Below are 15949 nucleotides of genomic sequence, written 5' to 3'. Positions count from 1 at the left end.
GGCACGCTGGCCCGGCGCGCTCACTCGCCCAGGTGGATCCAGGTGGCCTTGAGCTCGGTGTACTTGTCGAAGGCGTGCAGCGATTTGTCGCGGCCGATGCCGGACTGCTTGTAGCCGCCGAACGGCGCGGTCATGTCGCCGCCATCCCACTGGTTCACCCACACGCTGCCCGCGCGCAGCTGGCGCGCCACCCGATGCGCGCGGCCCAGGTCGCGGGTCCACAGCCCGGCGGCCAGGCCGTAGCGTGAATCGTTGGCCAGCCGCACCGCATCGGCCTCGTGGTCGAAGCCCAGCACCGACAGCACCGGCCCGAAGATTTCCTCGCGCGCGATGCTGTGGCCGGCGTCCACCTCGTCGAACACGGTGGGCTGCACGTAGCTGCCACCGGCCACCACCTCCACTCGCTTGCCGCCCAGCAGCAGCCGCGCGCCTTCGGCCTGGCCGCGGTTGATGTGCTCAAGCACGTGGTCGGCATGGGCGTTGTCGACCAGCGCTCCCATCGGCGCGTCCGGATCGAATGGGTGGCCGGGCTGCATGCGCCGTGCATGGGCCAGCACGCGGGTCACGAATTCGTCCTGGATGGAGCGCTGCACCAGCAGCCGCGACGCCGCGGTGCAGACCTCGCCCTGGTTGTAGAAGATGCCGGTGGCGGCCGCTTCGGCCGCCTTGTCCAGATCGGGCGCATCGGCGAACACCAGGTTCGGGCTCTTGCCGCCGCATTCCAGCCAGGTGCGCTTGAGGTTGGACAACCCGGCGCACTGCAGCAGGCGCCGGCCCACTGCGGTGGAGCCGGTGAAGGCCAGGGCGTCCACGTCCATGTGCAGCGCCAACGGCTCGCCGGCGCGCTTTCCGTCGCCGGGCAGCACGTTGAACACGCCTTCGGGGATACCGGCCTCGGCGACCAGTGCCGCCAGCCGGATCGCACTCAGCGGCGACCGCTCGGACGGCTTGAGCACCAGCGAATTGCCGGCCGCCAGCGCCGGGGCGATCTTCCAGCAGGCCATCAGCAGCGGGAAGTTCCACGGCACGATGGCCGCCACCACGCCCACCGGCTCGCGGCTGACCAGGCCCAGCATGTCCGGTGCGGTCGGGGCGATCTCGCCGTACACCTTGTCGATGGCCTCGGCGGTCCAGCGCAGGCAGCGCACCGCACCCGGCAGGTCGCCCTGGCGCGCGTCACGCACCGGCTTGCCCATGTCCAGGCTTTCCAGCAGCGCCAGCTCGTCGGCGTGCTGTTCCACCAGGTCGGCCAGACGCAGCATGAGCGCCTTGCGGTGGACCGGCGCAGCGCGCGACCAGTGCCCGGCATCGAAAGCGCGCCGTGCGGCCGCCACCGCGCGGTCCACGTCGGCGCTGCCGCAGTCGGCCACCTGGGCCAGTACGCGGCCGTCGATCGGGCTGATGCAGGCAAAGCGCGCGCCATCGGCGGCGTCCACGTAACGGCCATCGATGAAGGCCTGGCCATTCACCACCAGCGCATCGGCCTGGCGTTGCCATTCCTCGCGGGTACGGGCAGCGGTCATCGGGGTCTCCAGCAGTGGCTATCGGCCCCCTTTATACCCACCGTCCTCACCCCGCGCCGTGATGCATCTGCGATAGAGTCGTGACCATCCGGTTCCCTGCGGAGTTGCCGATGCGCCGTGCCGAACACCCGTTGTCGTCCCTGTCCCAGCAGCGCCCCGACACGATGGACGCGTTCTGGATGCCGTTCAGCGCCAACCGCCAGTTCAAGGCGTCACCGCGCCTGCTGGTGCGGGCCGAAGGCATGTATTACCACGATGTCGACGACCGCCCGGTGCTGGATGCCGCGGCCGGGTTGTGGTGCTGTAACGCCGGCCATGCGCGACCGCGCATCGTGCAGGCGATCCAGCAGCAAGCCGCCACGTTGGACTTCGCCCCGCCCTTCCAGATGGGCACGCCGTTGCCGTTCGTGCTGGCCCAGCGCCTGGCCGCGCTGGCACCGGCACCGCTGAACCACGTGTTCTTCAGCAACTCCGGTTCCGAAGCGGTGGATACCGCGATGAAGATCGTGCTGGGCTACCACCGCCTGCGCGGTGAGGGGCAGCGCACCCGCTTCATCGGCCGTGAAAAGGCCTACCACGGGGTCGGGTTCGGCGGCATGTCCATTGGCGGGCTGCCCAACAACCGCAAGCAGTTCGGGTCATTGCTGGCCGGCAGCGATTTCCTGCGCCACACCCTGGACCTGCAGCGCAATGCGTTCAGCCCCGGCCTGCCACGGCATGGCGCCGAGCTGGCCGAGGACCTGGAGCGGCTGATCGCGCTGCACGATGCCTCCACCATCGCCGCGGTGTTCGTCGAACCGGTCGCCGGCTCGGCCGGGGTGATCCTGCCGGCGCCGGGCTACCTGCAGCGGCTGCGCGAGATCTGCGACCAGCACGGCATCCTGCTGGTGTTCGACGAGGTGATCACCGGCTTCGGCCGCGTAGGCAACGCATTCGCCGCGCAGCGCTTCGGGGTAACCCCGGACCTGATGACACTGGCCAAGGGGCTCACCAACGGCGCGGTGCCGATGGGTGCCACGCTGGTGTCCGATGCGGTGCATGCGGCCTTCATGCAGGGCCCGCCGGCGGCGATCGAGCTGTTCCACGGCTATACCTATTCGGCCCACCCGCTGGCCTGCACGGCCGCGCTGGCCACGCTGGACACCTATGCCGAGGAGCACCTGTTCGAGCGTGCCATCGAGCTGGGCGAGTACTGGCAATCGGCGCTGCACAGCCTGCGCGGCCTGCCGCACGTGGTGGACATCCGCACTTTCGGGCTGATCGGCGCGGTGGAGCTGATGCCGCGCAAGGATGCGCCCGGCGCGCGTGGCTATGAGGTGTTCGAGCGCTGCTTCCGCGATGGCAGCCTGCTGGTGCGCTGCACCGGTGACGTGATCGCGCTGTCGCCGCCGTTGATCATCGACAAGGCGCAGATCGACCGCATCGTGGAGATCCTGGGCGACATGATCAACGCCACCGCCTGAGGCCGTGCCTGCCGGCCGGCCTGTCTGAACCCGGCGACCGGGACGCGACTACCCCGCCCCATTACAATGGTCGGTCACGTTGGCTCGCGTACCGGATTGCATGGACATTGTTGTCAAAGAAGAACTCAAGGCCTACATCGATCCCCTGACCACCGACGAGCACGACGCGCTGGAGCGCAGCATCCTGGCCGAAGGCTGCCGCGATGCGCTGGTGCTGTGGGGCGATGTGCTGGTGGACGGGCATAACCGTTTCGGCATCTGCCAGAAGCACGACTTGCCGTTCCAGACCGTGCAGAACACCCGTTTCCAGTCGATGGACGACGTGCACCTGTGGATGATCGAGCAGCACCTGGGGCGGCGCAGCGTGTCGGACTTCCAGCGCGGCGTGCTGGCCCTGCGCAAGCGCGACATCCTGGCCGAGCGCCATCGTGCCGAGCAGGCCCAGCTGCAGAAGGAAAGCGACGGCGAGATCGCCGATGCCAGCCCTGAAGGCGATGAGGACAGCCCGCCGTGGGCACCGGCGCCGAAGGTCAGCCGCGCCGACATGGCCCGCGAAGCGCGCCTGAGCAGCAGCCAGGTGACGATGATCGAGCGCATCCACAAGCAGGCCGCGCCGGAGCTGGTGGAGGCGGTGAAGACCGGGGTGATCTCGATCAGCGCCGCCGCGGCGGTGGCCGACCTGCCCGAGGATGAGCAGCGCGCTGCGGCCGTGGGCGGCAAGGACGAACTGAAGCAGGCCGCCAAGCGCGTGCGCGAGGCCAAGCGCAAGCCGCGTAAGCCGGTGCAGGAGGTGCTGCACAGCGCCGACGGTGACACCGAGGTGGACCCCAGCCGCGAAGCCGAGATTGCCGACGCGCTCAACGCATTGGGCGAAGGCCCCGCCGAACTGCGCCAGCGGGTGATTGCGCTGACGCTGGAAAACGACGCCCTGCGCCAGCAGCTGGCGGCACTGCGCAAGCAGCTGGCCGAGTAACGCCGGGCTCTGCCCGGCTGCAGCGCGATCCCCGTAGAGCCGGGCTCTGCCCGGCTGCGCTTCGTGCGTGCAACGCCGTGGCCTTTCGGACGGGGTGCGTGGTTGCCGGCCAGCGGCCGGCACTACCGGTTGGCTTCGGTACGGGGTGCGGGGTTGCCGGCCAGCGGCCGGCACTACCGTTCTGTCGGGGTTCGCCTGGTTGCCGGCCAGCGGCCGGCACTACCGGGTGCTCATACGGGGGTGGGTAGACTGTGGGGATGACGCCTATTTCTCCGCCCGATCCCCGCCGCGCGCAGCTGCGCCGTCTTAAACTTATCGCGCTGGCGATGCTGCTGGCCATGCTGGCCGGCTTCGTCATCAGCCATCTGCAGGGCGAGCGCGGCATCTGGGCGTGGGTGTCGGCGTTCTGCGAGGCCGCCGCCGTGGGCGCGCTGGCCGACTGGTTCGCCGTGGTGGCGCTGTTCCGGCGGCCGCTGGGCCTGCCCATTCCGCACACCGCGATCATCCCGCACAGCAAGGACCGCATCGCCGACAGCCTGGCGGTGTTCGTGCGCGACCAGTTCCTGGAACCGCAGGCGCTGCTGGCGCGGTTGCAGGTGTTCGATCCGGCCAGCCGGCTGGGCAGCTGGCTGGCCGACCCGGCACGGTCGCGGCTGTTGGCCGACATGGCCCGCGGCTGGGCACTGCAGGCGCTGGACTTCCTGGACGAGGCGGCGGTACGGCGCAGCATCCAGGGCTTTGTGATCCAGCAGCTGCGCCAGTGGAATGCCGCAGCCACCGCCGGCGAGCTGCTGGGCCTGCTCACCGCCGACAACCGCCACCAGCGCGTGCTCGACGAGGGCCTGACCCGGGTCAGCGAGTGGCTGGACAACGAATCGGTGAAGCAGCGCGCGTCCGAGCTGATCGTGCGCTACATCCAGCGCGAGTGGCCCAAGCTGGCCAGCACCGTGAACTGGGTCAAGCCGATCGACGAGATCGGCGACAGCCTGGCCGAGCGCATGGCGCACGCGGTGCTGGCCGAGCTGCAGCAGATTCTGGCCCAGCCCGAGCACCCGCTGCGGCGGGATTACGAAACCTGGCTGGCCGACTATATCCAGCGCCTGCGCACCGACCCGGCGCTGGCCGGGAAGATCGACCAGATCAAGCAGCAGATCATCGACCATCCGGCCGTGCAGGACTATGTGCAGGGCCTGTGGGAGCGCATCCACGCCAGCCTGCGCGCGGACCTGTCCAGTGAGGACTCGGCACTGGCCGGCCACCTGCGCCGCAGCCTGGCCTCGGTCGGGCAGGCGCTGCAGGACGATCCGTCGCTGCGCGATGCGCTCAACCAGCACCTGATGGACGGCGCCGAACGGCTGACCAGCCGCCTGCGCGAGGGTGTCACCCAGCACATCGCGCAGACCGTCAAGGGCTGGGACGAGCGCCACCTGGTCGAACAGCTGGAACTGAGCGTCGGCCGCGACCTGCAGTTCATCCGCTTCAACGGCACCCTGGTGGGCGGCCTGATCGGCCTGCTGCTGCACGCCCTGACGGTGTGGATGCACTGGTAGGCACCCCGCCCGGTTGACGGATTGACCGGGTGTTTTTGTGAATTGGTTCGCGTATTCTGCCGCGCATTCCGGGCTGGTGTGGCCCACAGGGGGAATGATGCAACGGACCATCCTTGCGCTGGCGCTGTGCGCGCTGGCCAGCAGCGCCCATGCCGGGCGCGTGTACAAATGCGCCGCCGGCGGGCAGACCATCTACCAGACCGTGCCCTGCCCGCCCGAGCAGGACACCGGCGTGACCCGACCGATCACCCGCGACCCCAAACTCAGCTGGGAAGAACGCACCCGCGCCCAGCGCGAGCTGTACGACGCCCGCCGGCGCATGCAGGCCGATGCCGGCCGCGGTCAGCCGGCGGTGCGCGGTACGGTCATCGACGGTTCGGTGGACCCGGAAAAGTGCGACGACCTGCGTGTGCGCCGCGACATCAGCGAAGCCTTCGGGCGCACCGCGCCGCCGCGCATCGAAGACGAGATCAAGAAGGCCTGCGCGAAGCGGTGAGTGCAGCGGGCATCTGCCCGCTTGCAACCAGTATCCAATCAGATACACTCATCGTCATGACGTCGGTGCGGGCAACCGAGGACTTCGACAGGTGGCTGCGCCGGTTGCGCGACACGCGAGCGCGCGCGTTCATCGCAGAACGCATCCAGCGCCTGGCCCATGGGCTCGAAGGTGACGTCAAGCCGGTCGGCGGCCGTGTCAGCGAGCTTCGCATCCATCATGGCCCGGGGTACCGCGTGTACTTCACGCGGCGTGGCAAGCAATTGATCATCCTGCTCTGTGCGGGCAGCAAGGACAGCCAGGCATCGGACATCAAGAAGGCGCAACGGATCGCCGACCAGCTCTAGCGCGCACTGCCACGCGGCTCTCTCTCCAGGAATCTCTCCATGCGCAAGCCTCACCTTCTCGCCTTCGACCCTGCCGACCACCTGGTCGACGACGCCGCCATTGCGGTGTACCTCACCGAGGCGCTGGCCGCCGACGACGCGGTGCATTTCCAGGATGCACTGCAGGCCGTGGCGCGCGCACGCGGAATGGCCCACATCGCCGAGTCGACCGGCCTCGGCCGCGAGAGCCTGTACAAAGCCCTCAAACCCGGCGCGCATCCCCGTTTTGACACGGTGCAGCGCGTGCTTGGCGCACTCGGCGTGCGGCTGACGGTGACACCGCTGGATCACTCCGGGCAGGCCTGAGCGTCCCTACCCCAGCGCCGCACGTACCGCGCCCACCAACGCCGCCATCTGCGCCGGCGTGCCGAAGATGCCCGGCGTTACCCGCAGGCAGGCGCCGGAGGCCAGGCCGTCACGCGGCACCACGAACACGCCCGACTGCCGGACCATCTGTTCGGCGGTGGCGGTGGTGTCGGCCAGAGTGGTCTGCCCGCGCAGGCGGAAGGCGGCGATCGCGCTGGACAGCCGTGGATCGTCCGAGGCCAGCAGTTGCACGCCCTCTTCGTCGCGCAGCGCGTCCAGCCACAGGTTGCGCAGGTACAACAACCGGGCGCGCTTGTTGGCTACCCCGATGCGCTGGTGCAGGTCCAGCGCGACCGGCAGCGCCATGCACGCGGCGAAGTTGACCGTGCCGGTGTGGATGCGGGTGTCGATGCGGTCATCGTCGGCCTCGCCCATGTACGGGTCCAGGTCGCGCACGCGGCCGCGCCGCACGTAGATGGCGCCCATGCCCACCGGCGCGCCGATCCACTTGTGCAGGTTGATGCCGACGAAATCCACCCCCAGCGCGCGCAGCGGGGTATCCACCTGGCCGATGCCATGCGCGGCATCGAGCACCACCTCCGCGCCGGCGGCACGGGCCAGCGCCGCGATCTCGGCCACCGGCAGCAGCATGCCGTTGCGGTGGTTGACCTGGGTGAGCAATAGCAGGCGCGTACGCGGGTAGCGCTGCAATGCCTGCCGGTAGGCTTCGACGATGCTGTCGTGGTCGAACGGCTCGGGCAGCACGATGCGCTGCGCCGCCACGCTGCGGCGGGCGTGCAACCAGCGCATCGCGCTGATCATGCTGTCGTAGTCGGTATCGGCGTACAGCACGGTGTCGCCGGGGGCGAGACGGTTGTAGCCGCCGATCAGGACCTGCATCGCCTCGGTGGCGCCCCGCGTGAGCACGATCTCATCGGCATGCACGCCCAGCACCTCGGCCAGATGCGTGCGCGCCTGTTCCAACAGGGGTGGAAACGCCCGCCGCCCGAACCACGCGTTGCCGGCGTTCACCGTGGCGGTGGCCTGCTGGTAGGCCTGCAGTACCGGGCGTGCCATCGCGCCCCAGTACCCGTTGTCGAGCATCACCACCGCATCGTCGAGGTCGTACAGCGCCCGCACGTTCGCCCACCAGGCTTCGTCGGTGGCCAGCAGGTCGGGTGCGTGGTTGGTGATCGTCGGCAGTTCCAGCCCCTCCATCATTACGTGTCCGCATCGGTATTAGGCAGGCCTCAGTCTGCCAGTGGAGCGGCGTGCATGACCACGCCCCGGGCACGCATTGAACGGATTGATAACACTTGCCGAACGAAATGATAATGACTATCATTCACGCATTGGCTGTACGCCTAGCCCCTCCGGCCCCGGCAGCGCACTGCGCACCCAGGTCCTGCCCCGTGTACACCCCCAACCGACCCGATCTGGAGCCCGCACCTGCCGATGGCGGCGAAGCGGTGCGCCAGACCAATCCCGCCGGAGATGCAGGCTTCCCCTGCCCTACCACGGTTGTCATGTGGCGCCCCGCACCGCGCGGCCCGCAATGGATTGCACCGCCGCTTTACCACCCTGGACACCTGACATGACCGTTCCAACCGCATCGCCGCTGATCCGCCCCTCACTGCTGAGCCTGGCCCTGCTTGCCGCGCTTGCCGGCCATGCGCCGTTGGCGCTGGCCGAGACCGATCCGGGCGATGCAACCACGCTGGACACGGTCAAGGTCACCGCCGATGGCGACATCCCGACCTCGTACACCGTCAAGCAGGCCCGCACCGCGACCAAGCTGGACCTGTCGCTGCGCCACACCCCGCAGTCGGTCACCGTGCTCACCCGCCAGCGCCTGGACGACATGGGACTGTTCGCCCTGTCCGACGTGATGGGCCAGGTCACCGGCGTGCACGTGTCGGTGACCGACAGCGAGCGCATCAGCTATATCTCGCGCGGCTATGCCATCAACAACTTCCAGATCGACGGCATGCTCAACACCTTCGGTGGGTCGCTCAAGACCAATACCGACAGTGCGATCTACGAGCGCATCGAAGTGGTCCGCGGCGCCACCGGCCTGACCACCGGCGCCGGCGACCCGTCGGGCACCATCAACATGGTGCGCAAGCGCCCCACCGATGCGGTGGCGATGAGCGCCGGGATCACCGTGGGCCGCTGGGGCAACCAGCGCCTGGAAGCGGACATCGGCGGCCCGGTCGCCCTTAACGGTCGCGTGCGCGCGCGGTTCGTGGCCGCCAAGCAGCAGAGCGATTCGTTCCGCGATGTCTACGCGCTCGACAAGGACGTGTTCTACGGCATCGTGCAGGCCGACCTGGGCGACAGCACCCTGTTCGAGGTGGGCTATGAGTACCAGTCGCCGAAGACCACCGGCGTGACCTGGGGCGTGGTGCCGTATTGGGGAGCCGACGGTACGCCGGCCAACCTGCCGCGTTCCACCAACATGTCCGCCGACTGGAGCAGTTGGCCGATCGTGGAGAAGACCACCTTCGCCCGCCTGGAGCAGCAGCTCGGCAATGGCTGGGCGATCAAGGCCGCCGCCACCCAGGCCAAGCGCGATACCGACGGCAGCGTCTGGTACGGCGCGGCCGGCTACCCGCGTGCGGACGGCACCGGCGTCACCGCCTATACCAGCCACTTCGCCGAACGCAGCGAAATGAAGGTGTTCGACCTCAACGTCAGCGGCCCGTTCCGTCTGTTCGGCCAGGAGCATGAGCTGGTGGCCGGCATCGGCCAGTCGGTGCGCGCCAGCGAGGTGCCCGACATCGACATCCCCGACTTCCCGGCCAGCTATGTCCAGGTGCCCGACTGGCGCAACTGGACCGGCCAGGTCCCGCAGCTGCCGATCCAGCGCCTGGGCCGCATCGCCTCGGAAAACGAACTGCGCCAGCGCGCCGCCTACGTGGCCGCCAAGCTGCAGTTGGCCGATCCGTTGCTGGCGGTGCTGGGCGCGCGCTACGGCAGCTGGGAAACCCGTACCTGGGCCTATAGCTATGACGCGGCCGGCAACCGCAACGGCACCACCCGCGGCGGCTACAAGCCGGACGACTCGCTCACCCCGTACTTCGGCCTGATCTACGATTTCACCCGGCAGCTCAGTGCCTACGCCAGCTACACCGACATTTTCCAGCCGCAGTCCTACCGCGACCGCAACAACAACTACCTGGAGCCGGTGGTCGGTGACATGTGGGAAGCCGGCCTGAAGGGCGAATTCTTCAACGGCCGCCTCAATGCCTCCGCGGCGGTGTTCAAGGGCGTCAAGGACAACGTGGCCGAACTGGACGACGCGGTGCCGCCAGGCAGCCTGCCCGATGGCACCGATGCCTACCGTTCCACCGGCAAGGGCAACAAGGTCCGGGGCTGGGAAGTGGAGACCCAGGGCAGCATCACCGAAAACTGGAACATCTCGGCCGGCTTTGCCCATACCACCATCCGCAACCAGGCGGGCGTGTTGCAGAACACCACCAACCCGATCGACACCTTCCGCCTCAACACCAGCTGGCGTCCCAGCGGTGCCTGGGACCGGCTGTCGCTGGGCGGTGGCGTGAGCTGGCAGAGCAGCATCTACCGCAACAGCACCAAGCCGCGCGCCGACTACCTGACCAGCGGCCGCACCGAATCGGCACGCATCACCCAGGACGCGTTCTACCTGGTCAATGTGTTTGCCGGCTACCGCTTCAATGACAACTTCTCGGCCCAGCTCAACATCAACAACCTGCTCGACAAGAAGTACTACAGCAACGTCGGTTTCTACAACGGCGTGTACTGGGGCGAGCCGCGCAACGTGATGTTGAACCTGCGCTGGAAGCTGTAACCGTTCTCCAAGGGAACGTTGCCTGGTGCAGCGACACGGCCACGGATGGCCACTTTTCCATGCATCACCGGCCGCGGCCGGTGATGTCCGTTGTTCGACATGACATTGCAGGTTCCCCGTGGACAGCACGCCTGACGCCAGCTGGTTCAGCCGCTTCGGAAGTTTCTTCGCCCGCCCCTGGTTGGGGGTGGCGTCACGCTCGTTCGCCGCGATCTTCGGCGGCTACGCGTTGGCCGCCACCTGCTCGATGTTCTTCGCCGTGGCCCTGCCCATCGCGCGTGGGCAGGCCGTGCTGACCGGCATGCTGGTGGCCATCGTGCTGTGCGCCTGCGCGGCGTTGTGGGCGTTCGCCACCCGTACCGCGCTGCGCGCATGGGTCGGCATCCTGATTCCCACCGCGCTGTTCTGGGTGGGTACCGAACTGCTGAGGGCGGGCGCATGAAGAACGGATTCCGCCAATCGATGGCGTGGCTGCACACCTGGACCGGGCTGCTGGTCGGCTGGCTGCTGTTGCTGATTTTCATGGCTGGCACGGCCAGCTACTACCGCGAAGAGATCAGCCGTTGGATGCGGCCGGAACTGCCGCGCAGTTCGGTGTCCAGCGAGGTGGCCGCCGAGCGCGCCATTGCGTTCCTGCAGCACAAGGCACCGCAGGCCGAAAGCTGGAACGTGACCCTGCCCGACCCGCGCAACCCGGCCATGCGGATGTTCTGGCGCAACCCCGAATCGATGGTCAAGCCGCCGGTGGAAGGGGAGAAGCGCCGCCGTGGCGGTGGCCGTTTCGGCGATGCCACCGTGGACCCGGGCACCGGCGAGGAAGTGGCCGCACGCGAGACCCGCGGCGGTGATTTCTTCTACCGCCTGCACTTCGACCTGCACTACATCCCTGTGTACTGGGCGCGCTACCTGGTGGGCTTCTGCGCGATGTTCATGCTGGTGGCGATCATCACCGGGGTGATCACCCACAAGAAAATCTTCAAGGACTTCTTTACCTTCCGCAAGGACAAGGGCCTGCGTTCGTGGCTGGATTTCCACAACGTCAGCGCGGTGATGGCCCTGCCGTACCACGCGATGATTACCTACACCGGCATCGTCACCCTGATGTTCATGTACCTGCCGTGGGGCGTGAACGTGGCTTACCCCAAGGACGAGGATGCGTTCTTCAGCGAGGCCTTCGCGCGCCTGGCCGATATCGACACACCGACCGAAGGCACGGCCACCGCACTGCCCATCCAGCAGTTGCTGGATGCCGCGCGCGCCGAGTGGAAGGGCGCCCAGGTGAGCGGCTTCACCCTGTATCACCCCGGTGGGGCCAATGCGGTGATCGATGTGTACCAGCGTGATGGCAAGCGGCTGTCGGTGGATACGCCGTCGTTGCGCTATGACGCGGTGAGCGGCGCGCTGATCGAGGCCAGCCCGCTGTCCGGTGGCGCCACCCAGACCCGCGGGGTGATGTACGGCCTGCACCTGGCCCGCTTTGCCGACTGGGGACTGCGTGCGTTGTTCTTCGTGTCCGGCCTGATCGGCTGCCTGATGGTGGCCAGCGGCGTGGTGCTGTGGGCGGTCAAGGAACGGCCCAAGCATGCCAAGAGCGGAAAGATCGGCTTCGGCCTGCGCCTGGTGGACGCACTCAACATCGGCGCGGTCGCCGGCCTGCCGATCGCCTTCGCCGCCTACTTCTGGGGCAACCGGCTGCTGCCGGTGCAGATGGCCGAGCGCGCCGATGCCGAAGTGAACGTGTTCTTCTACGCCTGGGCTGCGGCCCTGCTGGCGGCCTTCATCTGGCCCAAGCGGCAGATGTGGGCATGGCAGCTGTACCTGGGCGCGGCGATGTTCCTGTTGATCCCGGTGATCAATGCCCTCACCACCCACGCACACCTGGGCGTGACCCTGCGCACCGGCGACTGGGTGCTGGCCGGGTTCGACCTGATGATGCTGGCCTTCGGTGCGGTGCTGGCCTACTGCGCGCTGCGCATGCAGCGTTGGCAGCCGGCGTTGAGCGCGGCGGAGAAGAAGAAGCGGCAGGCCGTCGCGGCGGCAGCGGCCAAGGCGCAGGAGAGCGCGAACGTGGAGGCCAACGCATGATGCTGCTGGCCCTCACCGTGAGCTTCTCGGCCTTTACCGCGCTGTCGCTGGCCATGGACAAGCACCAGCTGGACCTGCACGGCAAGGCGCCGGCCAGCCCGGCACGCATGCGGCTGTGGCGTTGGCTGGGCTGGGCGCTGCTGACGCTGTCGTTCGCGCTGTGCGTATGGGACCACGGCTGGGCCGCCGGTCCGGTGCTGTGGCTGGGTGCGATGACGGTCAGCGGCATGCTGATCGCCTTCGGCCTGTACCCGTTCCGGCCACGCTGGATCGCGCCGTTGGCGTGGGCGTTGCCGGTGATCGGGCTGGCGGTGGCGCTGCTCGCACGCTGACCGGCGGCCGAACAGGGTAGAGCCGACCGTTGGTCGGCTATCGCGATGCCTGAGCGGGTAGAGCCGACCGTTGGTCGGCTATCGCGATGCCTGAGCGGGTAGAGCCGACCGTTGGTCGGCTATCGCGATGCCCGAACGAAAGGCAGCCGACCAACGGTCGGCTCTACCGGGACCGGCAGCGTCAGGGGACCAGCGAAAACACGTGCGCCGGTGCGGCCATGTCGTCGATGACCAAGCGGTTGCGTGCCACGCACTCGTGCAGCGCACCGGCCTTCACCGCCACCCGTTCGCTGGCCAGGTTGCCCACCGCTACGACGATCTCCACGCGCTGCAGCTGCAGCGACCCGAATGCGTGGGCCGCAAGTGCCTGCACGACGCGGGTGGCAACGCCCTGGCCCTGCCCCGCCTGCCGCACCCAGTACCCCAGGTTGCAGAAGCGATGATCGCGCCGGATGGCGTTCAATCCGGCGCCGCCCAGAAACGCACCGGTGTCCGGGTCGAACACGCCGTACTCGTACGCCGTGCCCGCCTCCCAGCCTTCGCGGCACGCCTGGAACCACTGCAGCGCCTGGTCGTCGCCGTAGTCCACCGAGGACCACGGCATCCAGCGCCGCATGCCCTCGGCCGATTCCCGCACCGCCGCGGCGAAAGCAGCGGCATCGGTGTCCTCGAAGGGACGCAGCAGCAGTCCGTGGGTGTGGAGGTGGCGATCGTCCATGCGGCCCTTTTCCGTCATGCGCCGTAGCGGCGTAGTTCCCATGCACGGTGGATGCGCGGGTTGCGCTCGAAGTCATCGCCGATGGTGTCGGCGGAGATCTCCTTGCACTCGGCGAACTCCTTGATCGCTTCTTCGTCCAGCTTGAAGCGGCGGAAGTTGTTGGAGAAGTACAGCACGCCTTCCGGGCTCAACCGCGCCACGGCCGCGCGCAGCAGGCGTACGTGCTCGCGCTGCACGTCGAAGTCTTCGGCGCGCGCGGAGTTGGAGAAGGTCGGCGGATCGCAGAAGATCACGTCGAAGCGGTGCCGCTCGGCCTCCAGCCACGCCAGCGCATCGGCCTGGATCAGCTGGTGCTGGCTGCCGCCCTTGCCGTTCAAGGCCAGGTTGTCGGCGCACCACTGCAGGTAGGTGCCGGACAGGTCCACGCTGGTGGTCGATGCCGCACCGGCCACCGCCGCCTGCACACTGGCCACGCCGGTGTAGCAGAACAGGTTGAGGAAGCGCTTGCCGATGGCCTCCTGGGCCATGTGCCAGCGCAACGGACGGTGGTCCAGGAACAGGCCGGTGTCGAGGTAATCGAACAGGTTCACGCGCAGCAGCGCGTCGTTCTCGCGCACCAGCACGAACTCGCCACGCTGCTCGAAACGACCGTACTTGCTGCCACCCTTACCGCGTTCGCGCGACTTCAGTGCGACCTGCTCGGCTGGCACCTGGAACACCTCGCGCGCGGCCGACAACAGCTCGTTGCGGCGGCGGCGCACGTCCACGTCGGGAATGGTGGCCGGTGCAGCGTATTCCTGCACGTGCAGGAAGGTACGGCGTGCGCCGGCGTCTTCTTCGTAGACGTCGATGGCGGCGGCGTATTCGGGTAGGTCGGCATCGTAGACGCGGTAGCAGGTGATCGCTTCGCGTGCGCGCCAGTTCTTGAACTTCTTGATGTTCTTGCGCAGGCGGTTGGCCACCATCTGCGCGCCTTCGCTGAGCTCACGCGGCTGCCCGGCGTTCTCGCGCTGCGGCACCGCGATGGGGTCGCAGACGATCAGCGCGCACTCGATGGCGCCGTTGAACAGCTGGTACTTCTTGTTGGCGCGCAGGCCGGTGGCGAAGGCCAGGTCGGCGCTGCCGCACAACAGGCTGGCGCGCCACTGCGGCACCGCGCGCTTGAGCGCGTCGCCGAGCTGGCGGTACAGCACCGCATCGGCGGCCAGGCGCTCGTCATAGGGCGGGTTGCAGACCACGCAGCCGGTCTCCTGCGGCGGCACCTGCACATCGGTGATGTCGCGTACGCCGAACCAGATGGCATGGCCTACACCGGCCGTTTCGGCGTTCTGCTTGGCCGCATGGATGGCGTGCGGATCGACGTCGCTGCCGTGGATCACCTGCTTGAGTGCGCTGCGGCCGGCGGTTTCGCGGGCGCGCGCTTCCTCCATCAGACTGTTCCAGGCGTCGCGATCAAAGCCCAGCCAGCGGCTCGGCGGAATGCTGCCGTGGCGCTGCAGGCCCGGGGCCACGTCGGCGGCCATCAAGGCACCTTCGATCAACAGGGTGCCGCTGCCGCACATCGGGTCGAGCAGGCCACCGCCTTCGCTGTGGATCTTCGGCCAGTTGGCGCGCAGCAGCACGGCGGCGGCCAGGTTTTCCTTCAGCGGCGCATCGTTCTGCGCCATGCGCCAGCCGCGGCGGTGCATCGGGCCACCGCCCAGGTCGATCGAGATCGTGGCCCGGCCCTTGCGCAGCGACAGGTTGATGCGCACGTCCGGGAAGTCGGTGTTGACCGACGGCCGCTCCAGGCCCTGCGAACGCAGGCTGTCGACCACGCCGTCCTTGACCCGCTGGGCGGCGAAGCGCGCGTGGGTGATTTCGGTCCCGGAGACGTGCGCGTCCACCGACAGGGTCAGCTCGGGGCTGATGTGCTGCTCCCACGCCATCGCCGACACGCCCTGGTAGAGCGAGCCTTCATCGGGGCAGTCGAACTCGGTCAGCGGCCACAGCACCCGGCTGGCCAGGCGCGACCACAGCACCACGCGCTGCGCCTGCGCCAGTTCGCCCTCGGCGTTGACGCCGGAAATGGTGGCGGTGGCCTTTTCCAGGCCAAGCGCCAACAGTTCGTCGGCAAGCAGGTACTCCAGGCCCTTGGCGCAGGAAACAAAGAATTTCACAGGATCGGTATCGCAGGTCAGCGGAGAAGGGGTGCCCTCGGGCACGGCAAGCAGCCCGGCGCGGGCGCCAGGAGGTCCATTGTACGTGACCGGGGCAGGATCGCCCCGACGGTGCGGCCGGACCACCGG

Annotated in this window: 14 protein-coding genes; 10 read left to right on the top strand and 4 right to left on the bottom strand. The window is 68.3% G+C overall.

Annotated elements, in window-relative coordinates; genetic code table 11:
- Positions 1 to 20: 20 nt before the first annotated feature.
- On the bottom strand, positions 21 to 1523 hold the full coding sequence (locus ACZ0AE_RS06725) for an aldehyde dehydrogenase (RefSeq protein WP_463600678.1): 1503 nt from the start codon (positions 1521 to 1523) through the stop codon (positions 21 to 23).
- A 110-nt stretch (positions 1524 to 1633) separates the two neighbouring features.
- On the opposite strand from ACZ0AE_RS06725, the gene aptA reads away from it, so the two are divergent.
- From aptA to ACZ0AE_RS06695, 6 genes are all read left to right on the top strand, one after another.
- Positions 1634 to 2986: an omega-aminotransferase AptA gene (aptA, locus tag ACZ0AE_RS06720; RefSeq protein WP_463600677.1), complete on the top strand. Its 1353-nt coding sequence runs from the start codon at positions 1634 to 1636 to the stop codon at positions 2984 to 2986.
- Between the two features lie 100 nt (positions 2987 to 3086).
- Positions 3087 to 3959: a ParB N-terminal domain-containing protein gene (locus ACZ0AE_RS06715; RefSeq protein WP_448133335.1), complete on the top strand. Its 873-nt coding sequence runs from the start codon at positions 3087 to 3089 to the stop codon at positions 3957 to 3959.
- A gap of 257 nt (positions 3960 to 4216) precedes the next feature.
- Positions 4217 to 5509: a DUF445 domain-containing protein gene (locus ACZ0AE_RS06710; protein ID WP_038689349.1), complete on the top strand. Its 1293-nt coding sequence runs from the start codon at positions 4217 to 4219 to the stop codon at positions 5507 to 5509.
- A 97-nt stretch (positions 5510 to 5606) separates the two neighbouring features.
- On the top strand, positions 5607 to 6005 hold the full coding sequence (locus ACZ0AE_RS06705; protein ID WP_181406228.1) for a DUF4124 domain-containing protein: 399 nt from the start codon (positions 5607 to 5609) through the stop codon (positions 6003 to 6005).
- 56 nt (positions 6006 to 6061) lie between these two features.
- A complete protein-coding gene (locus ACZ0AE_RS06700; protein WP_038692358.1) occupies positions 6062 to 6352 on the top strand; it encodes a type II toxin-antitoxin system RelE/ParE family toxin in 291 nt (96 codons plus the stop codon).
- 39 nt (positions 6353 to 6391) lie between these two features.
- Complete coding sequence (locus ACZ0AE_RS06695; RefSeq protein ID WP_038689351.1) at positions 6392 to 6697, top strand: addiction module antidote protein; 306 nt, start codon at positions 6392 to 6394, stop codon at positions 6695 to 6697.
- Between the two features lie 6 nt (positions 6698 to 6703).
- Here ACZ0AE_RS06695 and ACZ0AE_RS06690 read toward each other — a convergent pair whose 3' ends face one another.
- On the bottom strand, positions 6704 to 7918 hold the full coding sequence (locus tag ACZ0AE_RS06690; protein ID WP_463600676.1) for an aminotransferase class V-fold PLP-dependent enzyme: 1215 nt from the start codon (positions 7916 to 7918) through the stop codon (positions 6704 to 6706).
- 373 nt (positions 7919 to 8291) lie between these two features.
- Between ACZ0AE_RS06690 and ACZ0AE_RS06685 the strand changes: the two genes are divergently transcribed.
- From ACZ0AE_RS06685 to ACZ0AE_RS06670, 4 genes are all read left to right on the top strand, one after another.
- Positions 8292 to 10526: a TonB-dependent siderophore receptor gene (locus tag ACZ0AE_RS06685; RefSeq protein ID WP_463600675.1), complete on the top strand. Its 2235-nt coding sequence runs from the start codon at positions 8292 to 8294 to the stop codon at positions 10524 to 10526.
- Positions 10527 to 10644: 118 nt separating this feature from the next.
- Positions 10645 to 10968, top strand: a complete 324-nt coding sequence (locus tag ACZ0AE_RS06680; RefSeq protein WP_038689355.1) for a DUF3649 domain-containing protein — start codon at positions 10645 to 10647, stop codon at positions 10966 to 10968.
- Positions 10965 to 12611: a PepSY-associated TM helix domain-containing protein gene (locus tag ACZ0AE_RS06675; protein ID WP_463600674.1), complete on the top strand. Its 1647-nt coding sequence runs from the start codon at positions 10965 to 10967 to the stop codon at positions 12609 to 12611. The genes ACZ0AE_RS06680 and ACZ0AE_RS06675 overlap by 4 nt, the downstream gene beginning before the upstream one ends.
- Positions 12608 to 12943 carry a DUF3325 domain-containing protein gene (locus tag ACZ0AE_RS06670; protein WP_448135558.1) on the top strand — a complete coding sequence of 112 codons (336 nt, stop codon included), beginning with the start codon at positions 12608 to 12610 and terminating at the stop codon, positions 12941 to 12943. The genes ACZ0AE_RS06675 and ACZ0AE_RS06670 overlap by 4 nt, the downstream gene beginning before the upstream one ends.
- A gap of 181 nt (positions 12944 to 13124) precedes the next feature.
- Here the strand turns inward: ACZ0AE_RS06670 and ACZ0AE_RS06665 are convergent, their stop codons facing one another.
- Together ACZ0AE_RS06665 and rlmKL are read right to left on the bottom strand one after the other, a co-directional pair.
- On the bottom strand, positions 13125 to 13661 hold the full coding sequence (locus ACZ0AE_RS06665) for a GNAT family N-acetyltransferase (protein WP_463600673.1): 537 nt from the start codon (positions 13659 to 13661) through the stop codon (positions 13125 to 13127).
- A 14-nt stretch (positions 13662 to 13675) separates the two neighbouring features.
- Positions 13676 to 15820 (bottom strand): bifunctional 23S rRNA (guanine(2069)-N(7))-methyltransferase RlmK/23S rRNA (guanine(2445)-N(2))-methyltransferase RlmL, encoded by a 2145-nt coding sequence (gene rlmKL / locus ACZ0AE_RS06660; RefSeq protein ID WP_038689361.1) that lies wholly within the window; start codon positions 15818 to 15820, stop codon positions 13676 to 13678.
- Between the last annotated feature and the right edge of the window lie 129 nt (positions 15821 to 15949).

This window comes from Stenotrophomonas sp. AC248 (genome assembly GCF_979258185.1).
This window is presented reverse-complemented; position numbering and strand designations above follow the sequence as displayed.